This window comes from Methylomarinum vadi (assembly GCF_000733935.1).
Classification (GTDB): Bacteria; Pseudomonadota; Gammaproteobacteria; order Methylococcales; family Methylomonadaceae; genus Methylomarinum; species Methylomarinum vadi.
Genome location: NZ_JPON01000001.1, coordinates 3,818,961 through 3,835,708 on the forward strand (window position 1 = coordinate 3,818,961; position 16,748 = coordinate 3,835,708).

The window sequence follows — 16,748 nt, forward strand, 5'->3', positions numbered from 1 at the left end:
ACTACTAGGCGTATTGCCGACTTGGTTTTATTATTGTACAGCGCCTTCAAACTGAACAGCTTTATCGCCGAGATTAACAAAATTTCGTCCGTTATCCGAGTTTGCCCGACAACAACGGATAAACTTTGCAAACTCAAGCGAAATTGTTTTAGCATTAATCATAAGATAAAGCTAATTTTCTAATTCTTGCGATGATGGTTTGGCGATAGCAGGTCATTATCCAATGGGACCATAAAAGGACAGCTAAACATGTTGGTAAGCTTGCGGGAGATGAAGGTCGGCGAGCGCGGACGCGTTGCCGATTACGACAAAAGCTTTTTGCCTTACCGGCAAAAAATGTTGGCCATGGGGCTGACGATTGGCGCTGAATTCGAGGTCATCCGCAGCGCCCCACTTGGCGATCCGGTCGAGATCAGGGTGCGCGGCACCGACCTCAGTTTGCGCCGGAACGAAGTGGCCGGCCTGAAAGTGGAAAAATTGCCGGATGATGCAACGACTAACAAACCCCTTCCTTCCGACCGCCGTTTCACCGTCGCCGTCATCGGCAATCCCAATTGCGGCAAGACCACCTTATTCAACGGCCTGACCGGCGCCCGCCAGCATGTCGGCAACTGGGCGGGAGTGACGGTGGAACGCAAGAGCGGTTTTTACCGCTACGACGACAAGCTGGTCGAAGTGGTCGATTTGCCCGGCATCTATGCCCTGGACGTCAGCGCCATGGCGACCTCGCTGGATGAAAAAATCGCCAGGGACTACATTCTGTCGCGCCAGGCCGACCTGATTATCAATATCGTCGACACATCCCATCTGGAACACAACCTGTATCTGACCACTCAATTGCTGGAAATGCGTCTGCCGTTGCTGGTGGTGCTGAATAACATGGACGATGCCAGCGGCCGCGACCTCGTCATCGATAGCGATGAAATCGCCCGCCGCCTGGCTTGTCCGTTGGAGTCGTTGATGGCGACCCGCACCGACCAGGTCTGGACCCTGAAGTCGACTATCAACCGTTTGGCCGAACAGGCCCCGTTGTCGCAGGCGCCGTTCGTTTATCCCCCGGTTGTCGGCGAGGCGCTGGATCAATTACAGCCGCGGGTCGAACGGCAACTCGCGGGGCAACAGGGCGATGCGCGCTGGTTTGCCGCTAAATTGCTGGAACAGGACGGTTTCGCCCTCGACCATGCCGATGCCGAGACGGTCGAGCTGGCGGCACGGCTTTGCCGGGAAATCGAGGACAAAACGGGCGAGGAGGCCGATATTCTGATCGTCGACAGTCGTTACGGCTTTATCGGTAATCTGGTGCGGGAGACGCTTAGACGGAAATCGGCCGCCAACCGGACACTGTCCGATAAGATCGACAACATCATGCTGCACCGGTTTTTGGCGATACCGATCTTCTTCGCCGTAATGTACCTGATGTTCACGTTCACGATCAAACTCGGACGCGCCTTCAAGCCGTTCTTCAACGATGTCGCCCAAGCGCTGTTTATCGACGGCACGGCGCATGTGCTGGCTTTATTGGACAGTCCGCAATGGTTGATTATGGTATTGTCCGCCGGCGTCGGAAACGGCATACGCGAAGTGGCCGCGTTCGTGCCGATTCTCGGTTTTTTGTACCTGTTCATTTCCTTGCTGGAGGAGTCGGGCTACATGGCGCGGGCGACCTTCGCGATGGACCGCTTCATGCGTGTGCTGGGTCTGCCCGGCAAGGCCTTTGTGCCGATGATTCTGGGCTTCGGCTGTAACGTCCCGGCGATGATGGCGACCCGCACCCTGGAGCAACCCCGCGACCGCCTGCTGAGCATCCTGCTCAATCCCTTCATGACCTGCGGCGCGCGGCTGGCGGTGTTCACGCTGTTCGCCGCGGCGTTTTTTCCCGACAACGGCGAAATCGTCGTCTTTACCTTGTATGCGATCGGGGTGGGTTTCGCCGTGTTGACGGCATTATTGTTGAAACACACGTTTCTGCGCGAGGAGTTCTCGCTGGTGATGATGGAAATTCCCAGTTACCATGTGCCGAAATTGAAAAACGTCTGGCTCAACAGCTGGACCCGGGTCAGGGCTTTCGTCGTCCGGGTCGGCAAAATCATTATCATGATGGTCGTGATCTTGAACCTGCTCGGATCATTGGGCACCGATGGTTCGTTCAAACCGAACAACATCGAACGTTCGGTGCTGAGCGCGGCCGGCCGCGTCGTGACGCCGGCATTGGCGCCTTTGGGGGTCGCCGAGGACAACTGGCCGGCAACCGTGGCCTTGTTCACCGGCATCCTGCACAAGGTCGTCGTCATCAGCACCTTGAAAACGATTTATAGCGAGAACGCTCCCGCATCGGGGATGCACAAGCAAGATTACGATCTGGTCGAGGCTCTGCGGCGGGCCGTGCTGACCATACCGGCCGGGTTGAGCAAGATGTTCGGGTTGTCAGGCACGCCGCAGGCGCCTGGTGCGACGCCGTTTGCCGTCTCGCTGCAGCAACATTTCCAAGGACAAATCGGCGCCTTCGCCTATCTGCTGTTCGTGCTGTTGTATTTTCCTTGTATCGCCACGACCTCCGCCGCCTATGGCGAGTCGGGCCGGGCTTGGACAGTATTTATGGTATTGTGGGCGACGGCGCTGGCCTATCTGACCGCAACGGCGTTTTATCAATTGGCGACCTTTAGCCGACATCCGCTCGCTGCGACGCTCTGGCTGACGGGTATCGCCGTGTTCGTGGTTGCCGTAGTGCTATCATTTCGCTATTGGGGGAGACAGCGGGCTCAGTCTTCCGACTCCGTTTAACATTCGACCAAGGGATTTCATGCCATGTCTTATAAAGCTTATTTCGACAAAATCGATGCCGAACTACTGAAAGTCAGTCCGCGCGGCGACATCATGTTGCTGCGGGTCATCGCGGCGGTCATCCCGGTCCTGTTTTTCGGCCTGGACGCGCTTTACCGTATCCCCGTACTTTACTGGCTGGGCATGCCGTTTTATTTGTTTTGTCTGGCCTTGTATCTGGAAGGATTGCTGAAAAGCGTGTTGTTGATGCACAAGGTTTCGGCCGAGCTGCTGATCGTCTTGGTCATGACCATCACGCTGATCGACGGCGCTCCGTTGAGCGGGGCGATGGTCGCTTGGTTTATCGGTTTCGGCCTGTATATTTCCTTTACGATCATCAGAAAGAACCGGGAAAAAATCGAAAGCCTGATCGGGGAAGGGAAGAAAACCGCCAAAGTGTTGCAAGGCGCGGAAGTCAAGGAAATACCGATCAAGCAAATCCGCAAGCACAATATCGTCATCGTGCCCAAGGGGGCGATGATTCCGGTGGACGGCAACATCAGCGACGGCGCCTCGTCGATTGACGAGGCGGTAATCACCGGCGAACCGTTTCCTGTGTATAAGGAACGCGGCGCCGCCGTGGTTTCCGGTACGCTTAACCTGACCGCGCCGTTGCAAGTACAGGCGACCAAAGACGGCGACGAATCGTTTCTGTCCGTCATCAGCCGGGAGATCGAAAACAGCCTGCAGAACAAATCGGAGCTGCAGCGCCGCGCCGATACCACGGTGCAGGTCCTGCTGCTCTCGGTCACCGCTTACGCCTTTTTGCTGTTGTTCATAACCGGCAGTCTGCATCTGATGGCGACCGCGCTGGCGGTCGTTTGCCCCTGCGCCTGGGCCTTGGCGACGCCGACCGCCTTCGCCGCCAATATCGGCCGCATGGCGCGTTCGAATATTCTGGCTCGCGGCGGCGAACCGCTGGAAAACATGCAGGACATCAAAACCTTGATACTCGACAAGACCGGCACGGTGACGATGGCCGAACCCGAGGTCAGCCAGACCATCACCATCGATATCGCGGAACCGGATTTGTTGCGCCTGGCCGCGTCGGTCGAAGAACGTTTCGACCATCCGATCGCCCGCTCGATCGTCAATTTCGCCGCTAAACGGCAAATAACCGACTTGTTACCGGTCGAACAGGCCGAGGACCTGCCGGGCAGAGGCATCAAGGCCCGGATAGAGGGGCAGGAAGTCCTGCTCGGCAGTGCCGAAACCCTGGCCAGCCGCGATATCGAACTGCCCGCTATCGAATATACCGGCCGGGCCATTTGGGTGGCGGTGGATAACCGCGTCAGAGGCGTGATCGTGATCCGCGACATCATGCAAGCGGAAATGCAGGGAATGGCGAACACGATTCGCGCGTGCGGCATCGAAAACGTCGTGTTGGCGACCGGCGACAACGAAGAGCAAGAAGCGAAACGGGTCGCCGATTACATCGGCGCCGACGAATATTTCTTCAATTGCACGCCGGCGGATAAAACCGCTCTGGTCAAGCGATTTCAGCAACGAGGCCGGGTAGCGATGGTCGGCGACGGCGTAAACGACGCGCCGGCCCTGGCGGCGGCCAATGTCGGCATCGCCATCGGCGGGCATAAGAACGTCAATCTGGCGATCACGTCGGCGGACGTCGTCATCCTCGGCCAGGACGCCCAGGATTTGGTGACTATCCTTAAGCTGAGCCACAAAATGGGCGGCATCATTCGGCAGAATTATTTGTGGGCCGTCGGTTTCAACAGCGTGGGCCTGGCGCTGGCGACATTCGGCCTGCTCAATCCGATTTTCGCCGCGCTGCTGCATCATGTCAGTTCGGTCTTCGTCGTCGTCAATGCGGGCCGCCTGTATTTTTCCGCGATCGAACGCTCCCTCGTCGGCCCCTTGTTCCAGAAAATGGACGATTACACCAACCGCCGGCAATTGTGCCGACTGGAACAAGCGGCAGACAAACCCGAAACGCTGGCGGAACAAGAGAGTTGAGGCGATGGCGCTATTAGACATCCGCCATCTGGTTTACACGGCAGGGCAGAAACGGATACTCGATGATTTGAACCTGGCCATCGATGCCGGTGAAATACACGCCCTGATCGGCACCAACGGCACCGGCAAGAGCACCTTGGCGCGGATGATCATGGGCAGCGAAGGCTACCGCCCCGCCGGCGGGCAACTTATTTTCGCCGGACAGGATATCGCTTCCTGGTCGATGCAACGGCGGGCCAAGGCCGGGATTACCCTGGCCTGGCAGGAACCGGCCTTGTTCGAGGGCATCACGGTAGGCGATTATCTGAGCCTGGGCCGGAGTCAAGACGTTGCCGCCGCTAGTCTGGAGCTGGTCGGACTCGATCCTGCCGTATATCTGCACCGCATGTTGGACAAAACGATGAGCGGCGGCGAAAGAAAGCGTATCGAACTGGCTTCGATGTGGGTTCTGCGCGCCAAGCTCTGCATTCTGGACGAGCCGGTTTCCGGCATCGATTTGGTCTCGATAAAAAGCATCCTGGCGGTCATCCGGCGGATCAAACAACAGGGGTCGGCGATACTCTTGATCAGCCACCGCGAGGAAGCCGCCGAAATCGCCGATAAGGCTTCGCTGCTTTGCGGCGGAAAAATCGTTTCGAGCGGACAGCCCGAAACCATTATCGACCAATACAAGGCCCGAAACTGCCTGGTCTGCGACGGAAAGGAGTGTAGCCATGCAAGCCATTGAACAATATTCGGCTTGGTTAAACAGCGCCGGGGCGGACGGCAATGTTCTGAACGATCGCGATACCGCGCATCTGGTCGCCGACGGCCAACGCCTGTTGAGCCGGCAAACCATTCCCGGCGTGACCATGCAGATTGAGCAACAGGCCGAGTCGACGACGGCCAGGATTTGTATTGCAGAAAATATGCAGGTGCTTAAGCCGATCCATTTATGTTTCGGCCTGCTGCAACGGACAGGCGAGCAGCATTTCAGCATCGAAATCAAACTGGAGGCCGGCGCCAGGGTTCACTTTATCGCCCATGGTTTGTTCGCCAACGCCGAAATCCTCAGACACAGCATGGACAAACGAATCGACGTCGGCGCCGGCGCCGACATGCGTTTCACCGACGGCCATATCCACGGCCTTTCCGCCGGCATCGACGTAAAAACGACGGGTCAGGTGACGGTCGCACGCAAGGGCAGGTATGCGGCGGATTTTTCCCTGACCAGCGGCTTGGTCGGTCGGCTCGATTTGAACGAAACGGTACAGGCCGAGGAATATGCCATGGTCGAACTCAGTTCCCGCGTATTCGGCCACGCCGACGACCTGATCAACATCAATGAAACGGTCAGCCTGAACGGTAAATTTTCCCGCGGCATGATCAAGAGCCGGGTCGCCTTGGAGGATGACGCGCGGGCGGAAGTTTTCGGCACGACCGAAGGCCGCGCCGAGGGCGCCAGAGGCCACATGGACTGCCTGGAAATCATCAAGGATAGGGCAGTCGGGCAATCGACGCCGCTGGTCAAGGTGTGCCACCCCCAGGCCAAAATCACCCATGAAGCGGCCATCGGCACCGTCGACAAGAAACAAATGGAAACCCTGATCGCCCACGGCCTGTCTCCGGAGCAGGCGACCGACATGATCGTGCTGGGGATGTTGCGCTGAGCGTTCGACGGACGGGAGGCGAACATCGGACAGTGAACGTATTCAGCTGTAGTAACCGCTTTCATCCCATTCTCTGGGAAGTTTCCTCGAAGGCAGGTAGGAACGCCGCCCTCGGCGCGATGCGAGGGCGTTGTCCTTTACTATGAAAGTCGCAAAGCGTACATTAATCTCCCCTCTGGGAGGGTCGGGGAGAGGGAACGATCAGGCGCTTGACACTTCCATCGGCTGGGGTGGCGCCCAAGCGCCATGATCGTTAGGATATGGAAAAATATTAACCCGATTTCTTCTATCCTCATCGTTTCCATGCTTTAGCGTGGAAACGCATCTAGGGGACGCTGCGCGTACCGCGCCGCGAAGCGACGCAGACGGGTCCCCACGCAGCAGGAGCATGGGGTCCAGAAGATAAGTTGGCTAGGAGCGCCTCCCCGGCGCGATGTTTTTAAGGCTGCTGCTTCAGATCCTCGGCGGTCAAATCCGCGAGCGGCACGCCCTTGTATTCACCGGTCAGAGTCTTCAAAAAGGCGACGATGTTGCCGATTTCATCGCCGGTGAAGGTCTTGCCGAGCTGAACTTCGGCCATGATGCGCACCGCCTCGGGCAGCGTGTCGACCGAACCGTCGTGGAAATAGGGATAGGTCAGTTCTATGTTACGCAGGACCGGCACCTTGAAGAAATGGCGGTCTTTTTCGTCATGGGTGACGTTGAAACGGCCGTTGTCGACCTCGGTCAACGGGCCGCCGCGCAATTCGAAATAGTCTCGCTTCACGCCCATTTTTTCATAAGATCTTCCGCCCAGGGCCGGGCCGAAGTGACAGGAGGCGCAATTGGATTTGAACAATTGATAGCCCGCCTGTTCGTCGACGCTCAAAACATTCGGTTCGCCGCGTAAATAACGGTCGAAACGCGAGTTGGGCGTGACCAACGACTCCTCGAAAACGGCAATCGCATCGGTGACGGTTTCCTTGTTCAAGCCTTGTTCCGGATACAATTCGGCGAAGGCTTGTTGATAGTCGGGGACTTGTTTCAGTTTTTCGACGACATCGTCCCAGATCGCGCCCATTTCGATCGGGTTGGCGACCGGGCCGGCGGCCTGGGCCTGCAGATCCTTGGCGCGGCCGTCCCAGAATTGGGCGATGTTGTACATGGCGTTATAAACGGTCGGCGAATTGATCGGCCCCTGTTGGCCACGGATGCCGGTTGCGACCTTCGCCTGGTCGGTGCCGCCGCGGGTCAGGTCATGGCACGAGGCGCAATTTAGCGTGTCGTCGCCGGACAGCAGACGATCGTGAAACAGCTTGTCGCCCAGGGCCACTTTTTGTTCGTTCAGTTCCACCGTCAACGGCAAGGGCTGTACCGGTTCGCCCTTGAAAACGTCCGCCGAATCCTTGCTCCAGGCCAGTTTGCTTCGCTCTTCGGAGATCCAGGATAAAATCCGGTCTCTTTCATCGGGCGTCAGCTTGCCTTCCCAATGCATCAGCAGATATAGCGGCGGCGGCATGCTGGCGTTGGCGACGACATGCTCCATGCGAGCTAACAACAGCGGACTAAAGGATTCCTCGCCGCTGTAGAGTTTTTTCGACAGAACCATGCGCGCCGAAGCTTGTTCGATATCCTGCTCCATTAACTGTTTGGCGATCGGCAAATCGGCATAAATCGGCATCCGAGTCATGCCGGGCGAATGACAATCGACGCACTTTTCCTGCAAGATACCCGATACTTCGGCGAAACTGGCGGAGCTGCCCGCAACAGTGGGAATCGGTTCGTTTTTACCCTGCAGCCCGATCAGGTTGGAAATTGGAAAGAATAACAAGACGGCCACGAGTATAAGTAATAACCATTGTATTTTTTTCATTGTTGATTCCCATTAGTTTGAGGGGATTAACGTCCCTAATCGCTTACTCCGTTGGTGCGGCATCAGGAATGATGAAGGACGGTTCTATCGCAATAGTTTCTATGTCCGATGCTGATGTTTGTGCTCGTGCTCATGCGGCTCCAGGGGTTCAGTCTTTAGCGTACCGTCGAGATAGGCATGGACCGCACTGTCCGGTTCCGTTTCAAGCGTCACCAAGGCCTCGATATTCTTTTCCTGCAACCGGCGCGCCAAACCGCTCCCCATGCCGCCAGAAATCAAAACCTGTACGTCGTCCAAAGGAGAGGGCGCTAATGGCGAACTTTCATGAAAGGATTGTTCCTTGGGAAATTCGAGCAAGATTTTATCGGTCACCCTATTGTTTTCGACCGAATAGATCCAGAACTTCCTACAACGTCCGGTGTGTCCGGTGATTTGCTTACGATTTTGGCTGGCAACGGCTATTTTCATAAACGAGTCATATCCTCTTTCTCCGTTAAGAATATAAAAATAAAGCTATTTCGAGCGTCTTTGCTTGCCGTCCGCAATGTCAAACGGCTCATTCCCTAAACAGTCTGGGCTAAACCGGCGCGGACCGGCTACCCAGTGCATGGCACTATTAAACGGTTACTTATAACCCGGCGGTAAAATAGGTTCGATGCCTTCAAATTCCGCTTTAGGGTGATGCTTGGTGATCGATTGACTGATTTCCTCTATGCGTTCCTTGGGGATGTCGACCATGACCAAGAATTCTCCCTGTTCGATCGCTTCTTCATATTGTTTGACTTTGGAGTTGCCTACCTGTAGTCCCGCCAAGCCGCTCATAATCGCGCCGATCGTTGCACCATAAAACAAGATGCCCAATATTGGCCCACCGGCAATGGCGAAGCCGGCAAAGCGTAAACCAACCAATCCCGCCAATAAGCCGGTGGTTGCGCCCAATGCCGCGCCGCGTTCCACCGCCGGAATAAAATCGGTTTTTTGAAATTCGTTTGCTTCCGGCAAATCCTCCAGCGGCGTGTCCCTTTTTGCCAGGATATGCATGTGTCTGTCCTCGATGCCTTGCGAGCGCAGCTCCTCGACCACCTTGCGGGTAATGTCGATGTTCGGCACCAAAAAATATATTCTTCTCATTGTAGTCTCCTGTTTGTTGGCTGGACCTATAAAAACTACAGGTAATGATAGTGTATAAATCCACCCTATTTCGATTCGGACAGTGCTGCAGAGCAATTAAATGCTAACTCTTTAGGCATGCCTTTATACCTAAGTCCGTCATTCCGGCATGGATTGCATGAATCCAGGCGACAGGGATGTTTAAAGAGCACCATCCCTGCAACTGGATACCCGCTTCCAGGCGAGCATGACAACATTTTTTTATAAAACGATGCTCTTTAGGATGTATAACATAAAGCTAATATACTTGAAAGATCTTCGAACCCTTTTTGAGTTCACTTTCAGTCGAGTTGACGGAGAAAAGATCAGTTTCCGGTATTACCGAGGAATTTTTTACAGGCTACCCGCCCAAAAAGGAGGCTGTCGTAAAAGCCCCCCAACCAGCTACATACGGTAAAATAACCCTATCCAAACCTATTAGAAATAGATCAATGGCAGCCGAAGTGAACATTAGACCCGTCAGGACATTGTATAGCGCCAAGCAGTATTCGCTATTCGATGAATGCGAGGTTGAACCGTTACCTGAGTTGATCGCTCAATCGATCTCGAGCGAACCGATGGCCCATTTTGAAGCGCCCGACCCGCGCGGCTTATCGATCAACGGTAAACCGCTCGGCGAACATCTGGAGCACGCCGGCTTAACCATCCCGTTGAAATTGCGCCCCTTCCTGCAATCGCTATCCTTCGCCGAGTTCGAAGCCCGTTATCGGCCCGGCGGGCGTCCGCCGTATGCGCCACGTGCGATGGTGGGGATTATTCTCTACGGCCTGTTACAAGGCATCAGCAGCCTGCGCGACTTGGAGCGTTTAGCTCGAGCCGATGTGGGGTGTTGGTGGCTAAGTGGCGGTATCATGCCGGATCACTCAGTCATTGGCCGTTTCGTCCATCAGCATGCCGAATCATTGACGACCGAATTTTTCGATCAACTGGCGCGCCGTACTTTGAAAGTCACAGGCTCAGGCACGACGACGTTGGCGGGCGACGGTACCGTGATCGAAGCCATGTCCTCCCGGTTTCGATTGATGAAGGAAGAAGCGCTCAACCAAGCCTTGGCGCAAGCGAAGGAAGCCGCGCAAGCCAACCCAAACGATGCGGCTGCGACTAAGCGTTTGAACGGTCTGGAACAAGCCCAAGCCGAGCTAAAGTCTCGCCAGCAAAAACAAGCCGCCAAAGGCAAAGATCCGGCCAAGACCCAAGTACAAAGCAACGAGCCGGAGGCGGTATTACAGCCGCAAAAGAACTCCAAAGACTTTCGCAGCAGTTATAAACCGTCGGTATTGGCGAACGACAATCGAGTGATCGTGGCTTGCGACGTTCATCCTTCCAGTGAAACCGAGGTGGTGCCAGGTTTACTGGATCGCGCCCAAGCCCTGGGAGGCGTCGAAACAGCTCTGTTCGATGCTGGCTATTTCAGCAATGGCGTCTTGGATACTGCTGAGCAACACAACATCGAATTGCTTTGTCCGGAAGGCCAAAGTGAAGGAGACGATTGGAACAAACAATCCAACAAACAAATCCCCAAAAGCCGCTTTATTTATCAGGCCGACGACGACACTTATTGCTGTCCGGGGCAACAACGCTTGACTCGCCGTCACACCTGCAAAGGCGGTAAAAGTGGCCATGCTTATACCGTCTACGCCTGCGATGCCTGTTCAGACTGTCCGCTGAAATCCCAATGCACGCGTAGCGAAAGCGGTCGCACCCTCAAACGCTATGACAGCGATACCCAAAAAGAAGCCCTGCGCCTGAAAATGGCCCAGCCCGAACCTCGGCAACGCTATCGGCAGCGGCAGGCCATGGTGGAGCCAGTCTTCAGTCAGCTACGCGGTCGCCAAGGCTTGAATCGCTTTCGCCGTAAAGGTTTGGCGGGCGTCAAAGTGGAATTCGCCTTGCACGCCATGGCCTACAATCTGAGCCGCGCATTAGTGGCAGCTCTTTTTCGCGCTTTATATCATTGGCTTAGCCGGTTTATGAGCTCGTTTGACCGAAAGTTCGACATTTGTCATGGTTAAACTACTGACTTGCCAGCTTCGCCGGCCGTGGGAAATACGGCCGGTTTCCAGTGGTAAATCAAAGAAATTGGGGTTTTACGACAGCCTCCATAGGGAGAAGGAAATAAGGAATGGATATTTGAATGTTTATGCTTGATTTTTGCCCATTATTCGAATGACTTTTTCTAAAGCGCTATTGCTCATATCATGAAAAAATTGCCGATTGGTATTCAAACATTCTCTGAACTGATCGACGGTAATTATTATTATGTCGACAAAACCCCGCTGATTGCCGAGCTGATTGCTTCGGGTAAATATTATTTTCTGGCGCGGCCGCGAAGATTCGGCAAATCGTTGTTGGTTAGCACGCTTAAATCGGTCTTTGCCGGCGAGAAGGCTTTATTTGATCGCTTATATTTGCAAGACCAATGGGATTGGTCGGTGAGTTATCCGGTGATACATATCAGTTTCGGAGGGGGTGTCGTCAGTTCGGCGGCTATGTTGGACGAGCGTTTTCGGGCAATTTTGGACGAGACGGCGGAGCTTTATCGTGTTGAGTTGCAGCATGACGACCTGGCGAATCGGTTTTCCGAATTGATCAAACGATTGGCTGATCGATTTCAGCAGCGGGTCGTCGTGTTGGTCGATGAATACGATAAGCCTATTTTGGATAATATCGAACATGCGGAGCGCGCCGTTTCCATCAGAGAAGGTCTGCGCAATATTTATTCTGTGATCAAAGACAGGGACGCTTATCTCAAATTCGCGTTACTCACCGGTGTGAGCAAATTCAGCAAAGTCAGCTTGTTCAGTGGCTTGAACAATTTGCAGGATATCTCTTTGGATTGCCGCTATGCCGCGTTATGCGGTTATACTTTGGCGGAAATTAAATCTGTGTTCAACGAGCGTTTGCAGGGAGTGGACTTCAGCCAGTTGGCCGAGTGGTATAACGGCTATAACTTTTTGGGCGAGAAGGTCTATAACCCATTCGATGTGTTGCTGTATCTGGAACAGCGTTTGTTCAAGAATTATTGGTTCGAGAGCGGTAGTCCGGGATTTCTGATTAAGTTGGTTCGAGAGCGACAGTATTCTGTTCCCGATTTGGAGAATGTGGTTGTCGACGATGCGATGCTGACCGGTTTCGATATCGACGACATCACGCTGGAAAACGTATTATTTCAGACCGGATATTTGACTATCGAGCGTGTGGAAGAATTGGGCGGCGAGTGTTTTTATCATCTGACCTACCCAAACCGCGAGGTCAAGGCCAGCTTGAACAGCCACTTGCTGCGGGATTTGATGCATGCTCAAGCGGGTCTCGTGACGCGTCAGCAAATGCGCATTTATAACGCTTTCGAGCAGGCCGACCCGGAACAATTGCGGCAGGCTTTGACCGCGCTGTTCGCCTCGATTTCGAATGATTGGTATCGGCAAAACCAGTTGGCCCATTATGAAGGTTATTATGCTTCCATCGTGTATTGTTGTTTGGCTGCTTTGGGGCTAACCGTGACGGCGGAAGATGTCACCAATAAGGGTAGGATTGATTTGACTGTGAAGTTGGCGGAAAAGGTCTTTATTATTGAATTTAAAGTACTGGAAGGAAAGGGCGAGGCGGGGCGTGCATTGGCGCAGATCAAGGCAAGAAAATATTGGCAAAAATACGCCAGTGGAGAATTTCGGGTTATGTTGATCGGTATCGAGTTTGATAAAACCGAACGCAACATCGTCCGTTTCGATTGGGAGGCTGTTTAACGCGAAATTCGATTGTTACTGTGATGAATGCAATGCTTCTTTCATGCGATTCTTATAAATTCTTTTCATTCTCTTTGTTGTGCCAAATTCTTAAAATAGAAACTATTTCATTAGCGATAAGGTAGCGTACTGTAGAGTTGTCGATATAAAGATCACGGATTGTCTCCGGATCGGATGCTTTCAAGACGGGCAGACCACTAAAATTAACTGGCGGCTAACAAATCAACTTCTGTGACGAACGCGAATGGCGTAATGGAAACAGACAAAGGGATCAATGATTTGTCAAGGGTTTAGTGTGTCGACAGCAGGGCTACCTCATTAAATGAATGAGTGGCACAACAGAAAATTAACAACAAATACGCTAGGCAGGATGATGATATGGACTCCTCTCCTTTCCCAGGAGTTGAATAACACGCCCCGCGTACACGGCCAATTTTGCCCCGGAGGCGGTTTTTTTGGCGGCTTGCTTCGCGAAGCCGCCCTACATCTACGAAGGACATCGCAACCGAATATACGCGAATTTGTGTGGCCCAAGATCCGAATATCTTCGCCGCCAGGCAATCCGCCTGGATATGTACAACGCCCAATTTGCCCCCGGCGCGAAAAGCAAGTAGCCCACATGTTCGCTATGCGAAATGCAGGTCAACGAGGTTCTGAACGATTCAACCGTCACTCGAGTAAGTTAAACGTTTGGGACGGGTTAAATAATCCGCCACGCCCAAAGGGATGACGATATTGACCAATGTGTTGATTCAGGTATTTTTTAATGAGGGAGCCCTGGTGTCGACAGGGATAGTCGTCATTCGGTGAAAGGGACTGCGGCGGTCTTGATTATTTTGAGGAATGCTTCTTTTTTAAAATAGTCACGACAGATGGCGAAATACGATGGCCCGACTTATTAAGCAATTCGATGAATGACTCGGCGTCGGCAATCAAACCCTTTTTTTCGGCGACGAATAATAACGCCGCCGTTCCGACGATGTTTAGTTGTAAACGTAAAGCTTGTTTGCGCGCTAATGCATCATCCATAATCAACAGTACCGATTCGGCTGATTGTTGTAATGCGAATTCGATACAAGAAAGTTCGCCTACGCCAAGACTGCGAGACAAAGCGTGTTTAAAGTCCGGCGTATCGATACATCGAAAGCCCTCAGTCCGAAAAACTTCTTGAATCAAAACGGCATCATGCCCACTGCCTTTTGAGCATTCATCCACGACAGCCTGAGTTGCCAATACTTTGCCGAACAGCGCCGGCAACAAATCCAACTTTTCAAGCTTGGCCAAGGCAATCAGAGGGCCGGCATCGGCTATGACGACAGCCATTGATCCAAAGCATCCAACTCATGTTCCGTTTGTTTATCAGGCTCGACCAAGTCGATATCCAAATCGGTTAAATGTTCGATAAATTCTGACAGGCTTAAACCGCTGACTTGGGCGGCCGCGCCTAAAGACAGCACTTTTTCTTTGAATAAACTCGCAGCCAAAGCCGGTCTCAATTGTTGGCAGGTCTGTTCAAGCGATTTTTCAAGATGAAGGATGACGGCATTGGGTTGATTGCCTTTAAGCACTAGAACAGGTTCCTGTTCCGCATGACGTAGCGCCTCGGACGGGTTGCGTTTTAAATTTCTGACATTCGTGGCATACATGATTAGGACTCGGCATAAAAAACGAAGTGTAGTCCACGCTAAGAGACTACGTCAAGAAGTGGGTGTTTGTGGGAGGATTACAGCGACTTTTCCGGTCGTCCCTAATATATCTTTTGAGTCGCTTTGTGGTTCGGGACGCGGTGCGCTCTGAGTTGGGTTCTAACGCAGAGCGGAGAAACCTTTTATGTAAGTAATGCGGCATGCTGCACTCCTCAGGTACCGCAGCATGACGGGATTTGCAATCCGGTCATGAACGATTTTTTAACGACAGACAAGCTAAGGAAAACGTTCGTTGCGGGTTGAATAACCCATCCCGCTTAATGTACTTGCCGCCCGGAACCAACCGGTTACGGCCAAATCCGCATATACCCGTTTCTGTTATGGCCCATACCTTGTTAATCGGGAAGTGATAGAGTAGTATCACTTTTTATGAAAGTTGAACTTGTAACCACTTTGAAACGCCAGGCTACTAAAATTCTGGCGGACTTGCATGAGACAAAAGAGCCCGTGCTAATTACCGAACATGGGCAACCATCTGCTTATTTAGTGGATGTAGACGATTACGAACTGATGCAAAATCGATTAGCTGTGCTTGAAGGGATTGCCAGAGGGGAAATGGCTGTTATGGAAAATCGCACATTCAGCCAGCAAGAAGCGATCGATAAAATGAGTAAATGGCTCAAATAGTTTGGACCGAGCCTGCTGTAGCTAATCTGAATGATATTGCCGAATATATTGCGTTGGATAATTTCACGGCTGCGCGGAGTCTGGTGCAAAGAGTCTTTTCCGTTGTTGAACGGCTTGAGCAATTTCCTGAGTCGGGCAGAATACCGCCTGAATTAACCGATTCAAGATATAGAGAAGTTATCGTTGGTCCTTGTCGGGTTTTCTATCGTTACCAAGTCGAACAGGAAAAAGTCTTGATTTTGTACGTAATGAGAGCGGAAAGGATGCTCCGAAATTATTTGATTGAGGAAAAGGCAAAGCTGAATAAATAACATTGCTTGACGCCAATAGGGTACAAAAAATATGAAGGTTCAAGTACCACTGTTCACCAAATTCTAATCCGATGCTATTCGTATCAAGCTAAATAACTTCCCGATAGTTACCATGCTCTGCGTGGCAACTCAAACTGGGGACGCTCACGAGTGTAACGCGGAGCGTAGTAACCATTCATGCTGTTTCCTAAGCTCTTGCTTGGGAAACGGGTGCGGGAAGCTCCAGCTTCCCATCTAAATCTATCGGAGCATAAAATGTCCAGAAGCAGTTACCGAGTTCTCATTAATAACTGTCCGCATTTTATGACGGCGACGATCAATTACTGGTTGCCGCTGTTCACGCGCCCGCAAACGGTCGGCATTGTGCTGGACTCCTGGCGCTTTCTTCAGCAAACGGCCGGTTTTCGATTATACGGTTATGTCATCCTGGAAAATCATCTGCATTTGATCGCCGCTTCGGAAGATTTGAATCACGACATGCAGCGTTTCAAGTCTTATACAGCGAAACAAATCATTGCGTATTTGGAGAGACAGCGGTCTGGCAAGTTGTTGCATATGCTGGCGTTTTTCAAACGCGCTTACAAGCAGGAAAGCCGCTATCAGGTTTGGGAGGAAGGCAGTCATCCGCAACTGATCGAGTCCGAGTCAGTGATGCGGCAGAAGTTGGACTATATCCATCAAAACCCAGTGAAACGCGGCTATGTCGATCGGCCGGAGCATTGGCGCTATTCCAGTGCGCGTAATTATCTGGGTCAGGAGGGTTTGATCAATGTTATCCGAGAGTGGTGAGGTTTCGGGAAGCTGGAGCTTCCCTTTCGGGGTGGCTTTCCCAAGCTGGAGCTTGGGAAACAGCGAACAAATAATTTCCCTGTCTAAGTTACCATGCTCTGCGTGGT

The 16,748-nt window shown here is 52.8% G+C and carries 14 protein-coding genes; 9 read left to right on the forward strand and 5 right to left on the reverse strand.

All coding sequences use genetic code 11. The annotated features are described in order from the left end of the window. The first annotated feature begins 249 nt into the window (after positions 1–249). The 4 genes from feoB to EP25_RS0119095 are packed head-to-tail and all read left to right on the forward strand — an operon-like array spanning position 250 to position 6,443. Complete coding sequence (feoB, locus tag EP25_RS0119080) at positions 250–2,781, forward strand: Fe(2+) transporter permease subunit FeoB (RefSeq protein ID WP_051906901.1); 2,532 nt, start codon at positions 250–252, stop codon at positions 2,779–2,781. Between the two features lie 24 nt (positions 2,782–2,805). Then, complete coding sequence (locus tag EP25_RS0119085; protein ID WP_051906903.1) at positions 2,806–4,794, forward strand: heavy metal translocating P-type ATPase; 1,989 nt, start codon at positions 2,806–2,808, stop codon at positions 4,792–4,794. Between the two features lie 4 nt (positions 4,795–4,798). Further along, complete coding sequence (locus EP25_RS0119090; protein WP_031435334.1) at positions 4,799–5,521, forward strand: ATP-binding cassette domain-containing protein; 723 nt, start codon at positions 4,799–4,801, stop codon at positions 5,519–5,521. Next, on the forward strand, positions 5,508–6,443 hold the full coding sequence (locus EP25_RS0119095) for a SufB/SufD family protein (protein ID WP_051906906.1): 936 nt from the start codon (positions 5,508–5,510) through the stop codon (positions 6,441–6,443). Before EP25_RS0119090 ends, EP25_RS0119095 begins: the two co-directional genes overlap by 14 nt. A 439-nt stretch (positions 6,444–6,882) precedes the next feature. Here the strand turns inward: EP25_RS0119095 and EP25_RS0119100 are convergent, their stop codons facing one another. The 3 genes from EP25_RS0119100 to EP25_RS0119110 form a co-directional block, all read right to left on the reverse strand. Then, positions 6,883–8,295 (reverse strand): cytochrome c peroxidase, encoded by a 1,413-nt coding sequence (locus tag EP25_RS0119100; RefSeq protein ID WP_031435336.1) that lies wholly within the window; start codon positions 8,293–8,295, stop codon positions 6,883–6,885. Between the two features lie 99 nt (positions 8,296–8,394). Further along, the gene (locus EP25_RS0119105) at positions 8,395–8,763 is read right to left on the reverse strand and encodes a NifB/NifX family molybdenum-iron cluster-binding protein (RefSeq protein WP_031435337.1); all 369 of its coding nucleotides are present in this window, start codon (positions 8,761–8,763) and stop codon (positions 8,395–8,397) included. 156 nt (positions 8,764–8,919) lie between these two features. Further along, positions 8,920–9,426: a general stress protein gene (locus tag EP25_RS0119110; RefSeq protein WP_031435338.1), complete on the reverse strand. Its 507-nt coding sequence runs from the start codon at positions 9,424–9,426 to the stop codon at positions 8,920–8,922. 470 nt (positions 9,427–9,896) lie between these two features. Between EP25_RS0119110 and EP25_RS22195 the strand changes: the two genes are divergently transcribed. Together EP25_RS22195 and EP25_RS0119120 are read left to right on the forward strand one after the other, a co-directional pair. Then, positions 9,897–11,477: an IS1182 family transposase gene (locus EP25_RS22195; RefSeq protein ID WP_051906908.1), complete on the forward strand. Its 1,581-nt coding sequence runs from the start codon at positions 9,897–9,899 to the stop codon at positions 11,475–11,477. A 186-nt stretch (positions 11,478–11,663) separates the two neighbouring features. Beyond that, positions 11,664–13,208 (forward strand): ATP-binding protein, encoded by a 1,545-nt coding sequence (locus tag EP25_RS0119120; protein WP_031435340.1) that lies wholly within the window; start codon positions 11,664–11,666, stop codon positions 13,206–13,208. A gap of 831 nt (positions 13,209–14,039) precedes the next feature. Here the strand turns inward: EP25_RS0119120 and EP25_RS0119125 are convergent. After that, positions 14,040–14,474, reverse strand: a complete 435-nt coding sequence (locus EP25_RS0119125) for a DUF3368 domain-containing protein (RefSeq protein WP_152555688.1) — start codon at positions 14,472–14,474, stop codon at positions 14,040–14,042. Between the two features lie 41 nt (positions 14,475–14,515). Further along, complete coding sequence (locus EP25_RS0119130) at positions 14,516–14,854, reverse strand: UPF0175 family protein (protein ID WP_031435342.1); 339 nt, start codon at positions 14,852–14,854, stop codon at positions 14,516–14,518. Positions 14,855–15,283: 429 nt separating this feature from the next. Between EP25_RS0119130 and EP25_RS0119135 the strand changes: the two genes are divergently transcribed. The 3 genes from EP25_RS0119135 (at position 15,284) to EP25_RS0119145 (ending at position 16,641) form a co-directional block, all read left to right on the forward strand. Further along, complete coding sequence (locus tag EP25_RS0119135) at positions 15,284–15,541, forward strand: type II toxin-antitoxin system Phd/YefM family antitoxin (protein WP_031435343.1); 258 nt, start codon at positions 15,284–15,286, stop codon at positions 15,539–15,541. Further along, positions 15,529–15,852, forward strand: coding sequence for a type II toxin-antitoxin system RelE/ParE family toxin (locus EP25_RS0119140; protein ID WP_031435344.1), 324 nt, complete (start codon positions 15,529–15,531; stop codon positions 15,850–15,852). The genes EP25_RS0119135 and EP25_RS0119140 overlap by 13 nt, the downstream gene beginning before the upstream one ends. A gap of 255 nt (positions 15,853–16,107) precedes the next feature. Beyond that, on the forward strand, positions 16,108–16,641 hold the full coding sequence (locus EP25_RS0119145; protein ID WP_031435345.1) for an REP-associated tyrosine transposase: 534 nt from the start codon (positions 16,108–16,110) through the stop codon (positions 16,639–16,641). The last annotated feature ends 107 nt before the right edge of the window (positions 16,642–16,748 follow it).

What these genes read in the sequence shown, in the direction of transcription:
- feoB (WP_051906901.1), top strand. Translation starts at nt 250, where the DNA reads ATGTTGGTAAGCTTGCGGGAGATGAAGGTCGGCGAGCGCGGACGCGTT.
- EP25_RS0119085 (WP_051906903.1), top strand. Translation starts at nt 2,806, where the DNA reads ATGTCTTATAAAGCTTATTTCGACAAAATCGATGCCGAACTACTGAAA.
- EP25_RS0119090 (WP_031435334.1), top strand. Translation starts at nt 4,799, where the DNA reads ATGGCGCTATTAGACATCCGCCATCTGGTTTACACGGCAGGGCAGAAA.
- EP25_RS0119095 (WP_051906906.1), top strand. Translation starts at nt 5,508, where the DNA reads ATGCAAGCCATTGAACAATATTCGGCTTGGTTAAACAGCGCCGGGGCG.
- EP25_RS0119100 (WP_031435336.1), bottom strand. Translation starts at nt 8,295, where the DNA reads ATGAAAAAAATACAATGGTTATTACTTATACTCGTGGCCGTCTTGTTA.
- EP25_RS0119105 (WP_031435337.1), bottom strand. Translation starts at nt 8,763, where the DNA reads ATGAAAATAGCCGTTGCCAGCCAAAATCGTAAGCAAATCACCGGACAC.
- EP25_RS0119110 (WP_031435338.1), bottom strand. Translation starts at nt 9,426, where the DNA reads ATGAGAAGAATATATTTTTTGGTGCCGAACATCGACATTACCCGCAAG.
- EP25_RS22195 (WP_051906908.1), top strand. Translation starts at nt 9,897, where the DNA reads ATGGCAGCCGAAGTGAACATTAGACCCGTCAGGACATTGTATAGCGCC.
- EP25_RS0119120 (WP_031435340.1), top strand. Translation starts at nt 11,664, where the DNA reads ATGAAAAAATTGCCGATTGGTATTCAAACATTCTCTGAACTGATCGAC.
- EP25_RS0119130 (WP_031435342.1), bottom strand. Translation starts at nt 14,854, where the DNA reads ATGTATGCCACGAATGTCAGAAATTTAAAACGCAACCCGTCCGAGGCG.
- EP25_RS0119135 (WP_031435343.1), top strand. Translation starts at nt 15,284, where the DNA reads ATGAAAGTTGAACTTGTAACCACTTTGAAACGCCAGGCTACTAAAATT.
- EP25_RS0119140 (WP_031435344.1), top strand. Translation starts at nt 15,529, where the DNA reads ATGGCTCAAATAGTTTGGACCGAGCCTGCTGTAGCTAATCTGAATGAT.
- EP25_RS0119145 (WP_031435345.1), top strand. Translation starts at nt 16,108, where the DNA reads ATGTCCAGAAGCAGTTACCGAGTTCTCATTAATAACTGTCCGCATTTT.